Here is an 11626-nt window from a genome sequence, read left to right as displayed (position 1 = left end):
TCAAAACAAATGATTATTCTTTCAAAAAAATACATATTTTTACAATATTAACTTACAGCAAACCAATAAAAAATGAAAAAAATAATTCTTGCCCTGTCATTTATAACCTTTCTGTCGACAAATTCCTTCGCACAAGATGCTACTTTTGTCACTTCGGTCGAAGGAATAAAAGAATACAGCTTACCCAATGGAATGAAAATTTTATTAATTCCAGACGCAGCACAATCCAATGTTATTGTAAATATCGTTTATGGTGTTGGCTCCCGTCATGAAGGTTATGGAGAATCTGGTATGGCGCATTTACTGGAACATATGCTTTTTAAACGTTCTTCCAAGTTTACCGATATCAAAAAAACAATTGCCGATAAAGGGGCTCAAGCCAATGGAACCACTTATTATGACCGCACCAATTATTACGAAATTTTGCCTGCCACAGATGAAAATCTAAAATGGGCTCTAGATATGGAATCGGATAGAATGATTACTTCGGCCATCCTTCAATCAGATTTAGATACCGAATTTACTGTCGTTCGAAATGAATTTGAAATGGGAGAAAATGATCCTTCTGGAATTTTAAACGAGCGAATTCTTTCTACTGCCTATCTATGGCATAATTATGGAAAATCGACTATCGGCAGTAAGGAAGATATTGAGCGTGTTCCTGCCAGCCGTTTAAAAGTATTTTATCAAAAGTATTACCAACCCAATAATGCTACTCTTATCATTGGAGGAAAATTTGATGAGAAAAAAACACTTGGTTGGATCAAACAATACTTTGCTTCAATTCCAAAATCAAAAAACCCAATTGAACAAACCTATACTGTTGAACCTGCTCAGGACGGAGAACGATTTGTAGAATTGAAAAGAAATGGTGACATTCAATATGTAGCGATGGCATACCACACACCCAGTTATTCGGATAAAGAATATGCCGCCAACAATGCGTTGGTTTCAATATTGACAAACAATCCTTCAGGAATATTATATAAAACATTAGTTGAGAGCAAATTGTCTACAAATGTGTATGGATATACCATAACTTTGAAAGACCCTGCATTCAGCTATTTTGCATGTGAAATTGCCAAGGATAAAGACATTTTACCTGTCCAGAAAGCCTTCTTGGAAACCATGAATACAGTTCCACAGATGACATTTACGGAGGATGATTTGAAACGTGCCAAAAACGAATTGCTCAAACAATTTGAAAATACGTATAACAAAACCATTAATTTAAGTGTTGCCATGACAGAATATATTGGATCTGGTGACTGGCGCTTGTTTTTTATAGACAGAGACAATATAGAAGCTTTGACCCTCGCCGATATTCAAAACGCTGCCAAAAAATACTATTTGCAAAGCAATAGAACCTGGGGACGTTTTATTCCAGAAGCTGACAGTCAAAGAACAAAAGTGAGTGACACAAAAGATATTGCAGCAGTAGTTGCAGGTTATAAAGGAAAAGTGATGGAAGCCAATACCAATACCTTTGAAACCTCAGTTGCAAATATCATAAAATCTACGGAAGAAGGAAAATTGCCTTCGGGATTGAAATATGCATTATTGGAAAAACCTTCTAAAGGAAATAAAATCGAAGGAAGAATCCTTTTGAGAATGGGGGATGAAAAAACATTGAGCCAAAAAGCAATGATAGCCAGTTTAACAGCAGGTATGTTAAAATTAGGTACAAAAACCAGAAGCAAAAAGGACATCAACGACCAACTGGATCAATATAAAATCAATTTGAGTGTAGCTGCAACAGTAGATGGCGTGTATATTAGAATTAGTACCGATAAAGCCAATTTAAGCAATGCTTTAAACTTAGTTCAGGATATTCTAAAAAATCCATCATTTGATACTAATGAATTTGAAAAGCTTAAACTGGAAACCAAAAACAGTTTGGAAGCCAACAGAAATGAACCACAGGCTGTTGCGAGCATGGATTTGACAAAATTAACCGATTTGTACCCTAAAACACATCCGTTTTATACGGAAACAATTGATGAGAGCTTAACAACATTAAATCAAACAACGATTGAGGATGTTAAGCAATTTTACACTTCTTTTTATGGAGGTTCAAACAGCATTGCAACCTTTGTAGGCGGACTTGACAAGCCTGTTATAAAAAGTTTCTTAAGCAGCACATTTGATAATTGGATTCCGAAAACGGCCTATAAAAGAATTCCGACTGAATATTTTGATGTAAAATCAGAAACTAAAACAATTCAAATTAATGATAAAACAAATGCCTTTTTATTGGGTAAAATAAATTTGAATATTTCAGAATCAAGCGCAGATTATCCAGCCGTAGATATGGCAAATGAATTATTGGGAGGAGGCTCTTTCATGTCCTCCAGAATTCCGCAGCGTCTTCGTGAAACCGAAGGATTAAGCTATGGTGCCGGCTCTTATTTACAGCCAAATGTGCTTGACCCTAACAGTAGTTGGGGTATATATGCAATTTATAATCCAACCATGAAAGATAAATTGGCAACTGCGCTTAATGAAGAAATACAAAAAGCAATTGCCAAAGGTTTTACCAAAGAAGAATTTGACAGTTCATTAAAATCTTGGCTACAAAATAGACAAACCATGCTTGGAACGGATGAGTTTTTGGTGCGTGAATTGAGAGAAAACTTAGATCAAGGAAAAACTTTTAAGGACTATGAAGAATATGAAACTAAAGTTAAAGCATTGGATGTACAAAAAATAAATGCCGCTTTTGTCAAATATTTTGATTCAAAGAAATTCGTAATTGTTAATGCTGGAGACTTTATCAAAATATAATTTTTAGGCATCTGAGATTCTAAGAATGCTACATTTGAACAATAATAGTATTCAAATAGTAAAAGGTATTGAGCAATCAATACCTTTTTTTTTTGCACCAAATAGAAAGCTTCAAAGTAAAAAAGCTTAAATTTATTGGAGATTATCAATACAGTGTTTTTTAACATATAAAAAGATCACAAAATGGAGTTTAGAATTGAAAAAGATACAATGGGCGAAGTACAAGTTCCATCCGATAGATATTGGGGAGCCCAAACCGAACGTTCTCGAAACAATTTCAAAATCGGGTCTGCAGCTTCTATGCCAAAAACCATAATTGAAGGTTTTGCCTATCTCAAAAAAGCAGCAGCCTATACCAATTGTGAATTGGGTATTTTATCGGTTGAGAAAAGGGATTACATTGCATTGGTGTGTGATGAAATTCTTGCAGGACAACTTTCTGAGGAATTTCCTCTTGTAGTCTGGCAAACAGGTTCTGGTACACAAAGCAATATGAATGTCAATGAAGTAATTGCGAATCGGGCTCAAGTTTTAAAAGGGCTAACTATTGAAAAAGACGAACCTTATATCAAGGCTAATGATGATGTCAATAAATCCCAATCGTCCAATGATACTTTTCCAACGGCAATGCATATTGCAGCATATAAAGCAGTTGTAGAAAATACCATTCCAAATGTCGAAAAATTAAGAAATACACTTCAAAAAAAGGCAGAAAAATTTCAATCGGTAGTCAAAATTGGCCGTACTCATTTAATGGATGCCACTCCGCTAACTCTAGGCCAAGAAATATCTGGTTACGTGGCGCAATTGAATTATGGTTTGAAAGCTGTCAAAAATACATTAGCACATTTATCCCAAATTGCTTTGGGCGGAACTGCCGTTGGGACAGGATTGAATGCTCCAAAAGGATATGATACAAAAGTAGCCGAATATATTTCCCTTTTTACGGGACATCCTTTTGTCACAGCACTAAATAAGTTTGAAGCACTTGCTGCTCATGACGCTATTGTAGAAACGCATGGTGCACTCAAACAATTGGCCGTTTCTTTGAATAAAATAGCCAATGACATCCGAATGCTGGCTTCGGGACCACGCTCCGGAATTGGTGAAATTCTTATTCCCGAAAACGAGCCTGGTTCATCAATTATGCCAGGAAAAGTAAACCCGACCCAATGCGAAGCACTCACTATGGTCTGTGCACAAGTAATAGGAAATGATATGGCCATTACAGTTGGGGGTTTACAGGGTCAATATGAACTGAACGTCTTTAAACCAATGATGGCGGCCAACTTCCTCCAATCAGCAGAATTGCTTGGAGATGCCTGTCATTCCTTCGACATACATTGTGCACAGGGCATTGAACCCAATTACAAACGTATTCAAGAATTGGTCAATAATTCTTTGATGTTGGTTACCGCTTTAAACACCAAAATTGGGTATTATAAATCGGCAGAAATTGCCCAAACCGCCCACAAAAACGGAACGACACTCAAAGAAGAAGCCGTACGATTGGGGTATGTAACTCCCGAAGAATTTGATGATTGGGTAAAACCGGAAAATATGGTTTAAAACAATTATGAATTATGAGTTGTAGAATTTTAAAATTCACAACTCCCACTAATTCATAACTCATAATTCATACTTATTTCCCATCTACATAATCCTGTAAATAGCTAAAACGTTCGGTAAGTTTACCGTTTTCAGTCATTTTGGCTCTTTTTAGAATACCATCTTTATCTCCGTTAAAAAAGGCAGGAATAACGTGCTCCGAAAACATTTCGCCAAAACCTTCACTGGCATCTTTTGGCAATTCGCAAGGTAAATTATCTACGGCCATAACCACAATGGCAGCGGGATGAAAAACATCGACTTCTTTGTTTTCGCTTGGCAAATAACCATACAAAGGTTCTACAATTGTCGAAGAACGCAAAGTACAGGCAATGGGTCCATTTACATCACAAGATACGTCAGCTACTACTTTTATCTTGCAATCATTGGCCTGAAGCATTTCGCGTGTTAAAATAATAGGAGCGTCATTAGCATAAAAATGTCCCGTGATATAAATATCCGAAACCTTGGTGAAACGCTCAAAATCAGAAACATATTCGGTTGGATTATTATGAAAATCGGTAAAATCTAAAACTTGCCCGTCCTTTCTTTTATTGTATTCTAAAACGTCAATCTGTGTATAAACAGCTTGAGTGAAGTTTTTTGTCAAATAATTTTCGACAGATACTTCTTTTATTTTCATGGCATCAAGAATCTCTTTTACCCCATTGCCCACTTTTCCTGTTCCCGTCACTACAATTTTCAAAGGTGGCAAAATCAATCTTTTTAAATGGGTAATCAACGCTTCTTTTCCAGAAAGGGTTTCCGCTTTTGGCATTTTAAACAACTCGAATTTTATTCCGAAAGCGCGAAAAGCATTATACGCTCCTACAATTCCGGCGTATCTTCCAAAACCTATCAATCGACGATTATGAACGTCAACTATGGTTTCATGATCATACAATTCAATATTTTTTTCAAGAATAGCTTGCAACAACTTTCTGTTGTAAGGTTGTTTTTTTATAGTATGCGAAAAAATAAAATAGGATTTATTTGGAATCAAATCTTCAACCGGAACTTCTTTTACTCCAAAAAGTACATCACAATCACTGATATCTGTAACCACATCAATACCCATACTTTGATATTGAGCATCGGTAAAAACGCGTATATCTGAACTTTCTACTTTGATTGTTGCTCCATGATACAACTGTTTAATTTTCGCCAATTCGTTTGGGGAAAAAACAACTCTTCTATCTGGTGGATTTTTTCGTTCTTTTAGTATACCGAATTTCATTTTTTAAATTTTAATTGCAATATTATAACTTAATTTGACTTATTTGTTACAAATATAACAATATAAAACAAATTTCAATGATTTTATAAAAAATTTGATTTTGAAAAAACTTAAGATAGTGATGATTAAAGAAGTATTAAAAAAAATACTTTTTATTTTACAATATAAAAGAGTTGTTAATATTTAAAAAAAAGAAAAACAAAACCATTGTATTCTATATATTTGCCCTTCAAGTACCTCGAAAATGAATTTTATAAAAAAGGCAAATATACTACATTTACTCGTTCTAATGCTGATCGTTGGTTCATGTAAAAACGAAACAAAGAAAAATACCAAACCAGAAATAAAAGATGCTGATCTTCCAAAAAGTTCATTGCCTAAAATGAAACCTTTACAAAATGAGACTCCAAAACTAACTGCGTCCTATATAGAAGAGAAGAGAAAAAAAATTGATTCTTTTTATAGAAAAAACTGGCCTAATAATAGTATGAACGGCGGGTTTCTTGTGGCGCAAAACGGTCAAATTATTTATGAAAAATATGAAGGTTATGCAAACCTTAGAGATAAGACTCCAATAACGAGCACCACTCCTATCCATATTGCTTCTGTAAGCAAAGTACTAACGGCTACAGCAGTTTTAAAATTAGTTAATGCAAAAAGAATCGACTTGGATCAGAAAGTAACTGATTTTTTACCTGAATTTCCATATCCGGATGTTACCATAAGAATGCTGCTTTCTCATAGAAGCGGTATGCGCAGCTATGCTTATTTTACAGATCGGGATAAAAATGTCTGGGACAGGCACAATACGCTGACGAATCAAGACATTTTAACCATTATGGGAACCAAAAATATAGGTTTAGAACAAAGAACAGGAACCCGTTTTGCTTATTGCAATACCAATTATGCGATGTTGGCATTGATTATAGAAAAAGTAACTAAACTGTCTTACAGAGAGGCAATGTCTCAAATCATTTTTAAACCATTGGGAATGACAAATACTTTTGTTTTAGATTTTGACAAAGACAAACACAATGTTGCTCCATCCTACAAAGCCAATAGAGTAGAAATTGGTATTGATTATCTGGACAAAGTGTATGGTGACAAAAACATCTATTCTACTCCCCGAGATTTATTAAAATTTGATAGAGCCCGAAATTCTCCATCTTTTTTAGAACCAGAATTATTAGCCCAAGTTTACACGGGTTATAGTAACGAACGAAAAGGAACCAAAAATTACGGATTGGGTATTCGAATGATTAACTGGGACAATGGTAAAAATTTCTATTTTCATAACGGTTGGTGGCATGGTTTTACATCTTCCTATATTCCGCTCAAAGATGAAAATGTGACTATAATTGCGTTGTCCAATAAATTTACGAGAAGCACTTATGCCGTTCGAAAACTATCGGTTTTGTTTGGGGACTATCCTTTTAAAATCGAAGATGAGTAAATTTTTGATAGTGCCATTGTTATTACCATTGGAAAACCATCTAAATTAATGTACCTTTGCAAAACATTGTATTTTTATACTATTGAATTATAAAATCCAATAGTATAAATCTAAAATAAAAATGGGGTCGACTGGTTTTGACAGCAAGTCGAATTGAAAAGTAAGCACGTCGAGAACTGGGACAATTCTCGTAAATAAAAGGTCTCAAACATTTTACACGGCGAAGGAAACTACGCTCTTGCTGCATAATCTGAATTATAGTAAGATTAGCCTCGTCCTACCAGGTAGGAAAGCAGGATTCACCTCGAAAGCTTTGGTTTATAGCGGTCGATTAAGGTGAATCGTAAATTTAAACCTAGATTTCCATGAGCTTCGGGTGGATTTCGAAACTAAAGAAGATAAGCAAAGAGTGGTTGTTTCTGACCTAACTCCCCGTCGAAAATCTATTCAGGAAATAAGCGTGTAGAAAGCTCTTTAGTTGCTTGTTTGGACCCGGGTTCGATTCCCGGCGATTCCACAAATTCATTTTAAATGAAATCAAAAGCCTGTAAATCCTAAGATTTACAGGCTTTTTTGTTTTTTCATTACTCAGAAAAAACATCATTCAGCACTTCAAAATACATTCAAAATCAAAATGGTCTGTTGTTGCATGCAAAGTCAAAGGCAGCTCCTAAGAGGCGAGAACAAATAAAAGTTATCTTGATGTTTTAAGAAATAAGTATATAAAACCGAAAAATCTATTATTAGCAAGTAGTTTCAAAAACAAATTCACAGGAAAGATGCTAAATAAAGAATGTCAATTCCAATTTTTCAAGAACACAATTATCCAACATCAAAAAAAAGCCCATTCCTTGCGGTTTGGGCTTACTTAATCTAGTCTTACAACTTAATATTCTGCACTAAAACTGTATTAACAGTCCTGTTCAGTTATGAAAATAGTGGTAAATCGGCTTAATTAGTACCAACAACAGCTTTCAATTCCATATACTTTTCTAGGGTTTTAAAATTATGTCCCTTTTCTTTCATCGATTTAATAAAGGCTGGAGAAACTCCCATAGAGTTAGCTCCAATAACATCATCAACATTCAAGTCAGTAAATCCAAGATTTTTATATTCTTTGATTAAGTCATGAGTTATATTTTGTGATTTCATGGCAACTAAATCATCTATTTTGATGTTGCTGAAACCTGCTTTTTCAAAATCAGTAATGTATTTTGGCGTAACATTTAGCGATTTCAAAGCAAACAAATCATCAGGTTTGATATTTTTATAGCCAATCTTTTCAAACTCACTAATATAATTTGGTGTAATATTTAAAGATTTCAAGGCCATAAGATCATCGTTCGAAAGATCAGTATACCCTATAGCTTTAAAAGAATCAATAAATGCGGCATCGATATTTAAAGATTTAAATGCAATGATATTATCCCCATTTTCATCATCGCCATTACCGTTGGTTGAATTATGAAAATCAGTAATAAATTTACCGTTAATACCTTGAGATTTTAAGGCAATAATATTATCGGCAGTGATATTTTTATAACCAGCTTGGCGTATTTCGTCAATAAAAGCTTTATCGATACCCATTGATTTAAAAGGAATCAAATCTTCCAAATCAAAATCAGGAATTCCAGCTTCTTTGATAGAAGTAACATATGCCTCATCAGCACCTAATGCAGCCAACGGAATCAATTGATCTTTGTCAATAGTCTTGTATCCGTTTTTCTTCAACATTTTTACATACGAAATTTTCACATTTACCATAAAGAAAGCCATAAGGTCACTTTCAGCTGCAACTGCAACTCCTTCTTGTGCCATTGCTGTGCTGAAATTTTTATTGGCAGTAAATGTATAAGTTCCCATTCCATTGTTCCCGTCAAATTTTCCTTCAAAATTCATGGTTCCCGCTTCGCGCGTCAACGTAAACTCGCCTTTCATGTCCTTTGTCAGTCCTGTCAATTCACTCAACGGAAAAGTAGTTGACAAATTATCACCATCATCATTCCTAAACTGAATATTTACTGTAGTGCCTTTGATAACAGCAAACCAGCTGCCTTCGGTATCCATTCCGTTTTGAATGTTTGACTGCGTTTTAGGAGTTTCATTCAAATTTAGGTTTTGACCTTGTGCTACCGGCTGATTAAAAAGGCAGACAAACAAGATCAATAAAGGCAACAGGAAAAAATATTTCCATGTGGTGTGTACGCTTGATTTTTTTGAATTCATCATAATGATTCGTTTTTTGATTAATGATTGATTATAATTAGTTGTAAGACTCAACGGAAAATGGGGCGCCGCCACTTTGAGCAGGCTAAACTGATAACTCTCTTTTTCGACAGTGTCTTGTTGCAGCATTTCGTTGTCAGTCAAAAATTCAAGATTACTCTCCAATGCTTTTCGCCATTGCCATGCAAAAGGATTAAACCACTGAAAAATAATAACGGCTTCGGCAAGCAATAAATCAACAGTATGTTTTTGCTCAATATGAATTTTTTCATGCAGCAAAATCTGATTGTATGTTTCCCACTCGTACTTTTCGGGATTGATAAAAATACTGTTGGCAAATGAACAAGGAGCTTTGTCACCAGTGATTTCGACAATGCGGAATTTCCCGTCCTGAATTGCCGATAAAGAATACGCTCTGTACAGCAACACGCAAGCCTGCATTAAAAAATTAACACCAAATAGCAGTACACCAAACCAATACAAATAAACCAGCCATTGCAGTAGCAAGTCCACATCAAAAGTCTGTTTCGCCTGATCAACAATCACTTCCTGCACTGGCGGTGCTTTTAGCACGATAGCCTTACTTTTGTCAACAGCCGTTTTCGCCAAAGGAACGTGCTTTTCTATTGCAACTTTTCGTAAAGATAATTGCTGCGGAATAGGAAGCAATGGCAAAATAAAAGCCAAAATCATACAACCAAGCAAGACAAATCTGTTCAAGTGGAAGAACGTTTCTTTCTGTAAAAGCATTTTATAAAACAAAAGGCAAGCAGAAAGAATTAGCGCTGTGTACAAAATATATGGTATCATACTTTATCTTTTTTAATGATGTTTACAATTTCATCCAGATCCTTTTCGGTAAGCTTTTGCTCTTTGGCAAAAAAAGCAAGCATTCGGGGATACGAGTTATCAAAATACTGACTTACGACATCCTTCAGCGCAAACTGCTGATACTCTTCCCTGCTGATAACCGGAAAAAAGCAATGCATATTCCCTGTTGTTTCATGATTCAAGAACCCTTTTTCTTCCAGTATCTTCACTATTGTTGCCACACTGTTGTAATGCGGTTTCGGGTCTGGCAGCAATGGAATGATATCTCTAATAAAGGCTTTGTTCAAATCCCAAAAGACTTGCATAATCTGTTCTTCTCGTTTAGCTAATTTTATCATAGTCAAAAATATTTTGACAAATATAACTACTAATTAATTAGTAGCAAAACTAATTGATTAATATTTTAACTAATATATTAGTAATGTAATACAATTGACAAATTAGTTTCTATAACAAAAATCACGTTCTTCTTCATCTTCATCTTCCCTCCTTACAGTTTTACTCCAGAAAATCACGGTAAGGATTTGAGCGTTGGCCGTTGAGATTACCCCCTAGCGAAGCGGCTGGGATCATGAAACAAACAATCCAACAATAAAAAAGCCCAATCCTTTACGGTTTGGGCTTCATTTAGTTAAGCGTTAAACAATTAACACCAATAACTACTTCTTCTTGTGCTTCTTGACGATAAATTTAAGAGTAAGGGACAATATAAAACTGACTATCGCTCCAATCGCAGCCAATAAAACAGTTTTTAAAACATCCTCCGAATGCAAATTCGGGACTACACTCAAAAAAGTACCGCCTGCAGTACCAATTAATGTTGGATTACCGCTAGTCATCCTCAACTTCTTGAAGACCCCCTTCGTTATGGGTAGTAATCTGACTAACCGCCGACAATATGCCCCCGGCAACTGCAAGATAACCTCCGATAGAACTAACTACTAGTGGTAAAGCTATTGGTGCAGCGGCGATAGTTCCGCCAACTGCTGCCAAAGCGAGTCCAATATTTCGAAGCACTTTGAAAAATTTTGGAGTTGGGGCTTTCGCCCTTTTTACTATATTCATAATTTATTTATTTGGTTTTTAGCCTTGTCGTCCTGAGCGGAGTCGAAGGATTAGATTAAACAATTAATGAAACCTTTTCTGAACAGTCCAAAGCTTGATAAACCAAATTTTTAACTTTAGCAAAAGCTCGTCTGGACTGCAGACCTAAACCAGTTAGAAAAGGTTATGTTTTATAGGAGCAATACAGCCATTAATTCTTATGGAGCATTATTGGCAGGAGAAAGCAATATAGAACTTCTGTTTTCTCATCAAATACCTCCATATGCCGTTGCTATTTCCGACTGTAACGCTGTCTCAATAAATACTCCCCCTCTGGAATACAGGAAACCCCTTTCTCATTATTGAGGCAAGGCAATTCAATGGTATAACAAATGATTCTGTCCTCACATTTGAGTTTTCAGATAGTTCCATCAGGGAAATAA

Annotated in this window: 9 protein-coding genes and 1 other RNA gene; 4 read left to right on the top strand and 6 right to left on the bottom strand. The window is 35.3% G+C overall.

Translation table 11 applies throughout. From position 1 onward, the window contains the following. Window positions 1–72: 72 nt before the first annotated feature. Both OLM57_RS11440 and fumC read left to right on the top strand, forming a co-directional pair. Window positions 73–2784, top strand: coding sequence for a M16 family metallopeptidase (locus OLM57_RS11440; protein WP_264563825.1), 2712 nt, complete (start codon window positions 73–75; stop codon window positions 2782–2784). Between the two features lie 183 nt (window positions 2785–2967). Next, complete coding sequence (gene fumC / locus OLM57_RS11435) at window positions 2968–4353, top strand: class II fumarate hydratase (RefSeq protein WP_264563824.1); 1386 nt, start codon at window positions 2968–2970, stop codon at window positions 4351–4353. Window positions 4354–4426: 73 nt separating this feature from the next. On the opposite strand, the gene OLM57_RS11430 is transcribed toward fumC, so the two are convergent. Then, on the bottom strand, window positions 4427–5629 hold the full coding sequence (locus OLM57_RS11430; protein WP_264563823.1) for an NAD(P)-dependent oxidoreductase: 1203 nt from the start codon (window positions 5627–5629) through the stop codon (window positions 4427–4429). A 244-nt stretch (window positions 5630–5873) separates the two neighbouring features. Between OLM57_RS11430 and OLM57_RS11425 the strand changes: the two genes are divergently transcribed. Together OLM57_RS11425 and ssrA are read left to right on the top strand one after the other, a co-directional pair. Beyond that, on the top strand, window positions 5874–7082 hold the full coding sequence (locus OLM57_RS11425) for a serine hydrolase domain-containing protein (RefSeq protein ID WP_264563822.1): 1209 nt from the start codon (window positions 5874–5876) through the stop codon (window positions 7080–7082). Window positions 7083–7205: 123 nt separating this feature from the next. Beyond that, window positions 7206–7602, top strand: a transfer-messenger RNA (tmRNA) gene (ssrA, locus tag OLM57_RS11420). A 431-nt stretch (window positions 7603–8033) separates the two neighbouring features. On the opposite strand, the gene OLM57_RS11415 is transcribed toward ssrA, so the two are convergent. The 5 genes from OLM57_RS11415 to OLM57_RS11395 form a co-directional block, all read right to left on the bottom strand. Then, window positions 8034–10118 carry a M56 family metallopeptidase gene (locus tag OLM57_RS11415; RefSeq protein ID WP_264563821.1) on the bottom strand — a complete coding sequence of 695 codons (2085 nt, stop codon included), beginning with the start codon at window positions 10116–10118 and terminating at the stop codon, window positions 8034–8036. Then, window positions 10115–10477, bottom strand: a complete 363-nt coding sequence (locus OLM57_RS11410) for a BlaI/MecI/CopY family transcriptional regulator (protein WP_264563820.1) — start codon at window positions 10475–10477, stop codon at window positions 10115–10117. The genes OLM57_RS11415 and OLM57_RS11410 overlap by 4 nt, the downstream gene beginning before the upstream one ends. Window positions 10478–10798: 321 nt before the next feature. Continuing rightward, window positions 10799–10978: a hypothetical protein gene (locus OLM57_RS11405; protein WP_264563819.1), complete on the bottom strand. Its 180-nt coding sequence runs from the start codon at window positions 10976–10978 to the stop codon at window positions 10799–10801. Beyond that, the gene (locus tag OLM57_RS11400) at window positions 10971–11204 is read right to left on the bottom strand and encodes a hypothetical protein (RefSeq protein WP_264563818.1); all 234 of its coding nucleotides are present in this window, start codon (window positions 11202–11204) and stop codon (window positions 10971–10973) included. The genes OLM57_RS11405 and OLM57_RS11400 overlap by 8 nt, the downstream gene beginning before the upstream one ends. Before the next feature lie 271 nt (window positions 11205–11475). Next, on the bottom strand, window positions 11476–11559 hold the full coding sequence (locus tag OLM57_RS11395; RefSeq protein ID WP_264566904.1) for a hypothetical protein: 84 nt from the start codon (window positions 11557–11559) through the stop codon (window positions 11476–11478). Between the last annotated feature and the right edge of the window lie 67 nt (window positions 11560–11626).

This window comes from Flavobacterium sp. N3904, from assembly GCF_025947305.1.
Taxonomy (GTDB): Bacteria; Bacteroidota; Bacteroidia; order Flavobacteriales; family Flavobacteriaceae; genus Flavobacterium.
The sequence above is the reverse complement of the archived record's forward strand: the minus strand, read 5'-3'. Positions and strand labels throughout refer to the sequence as shown.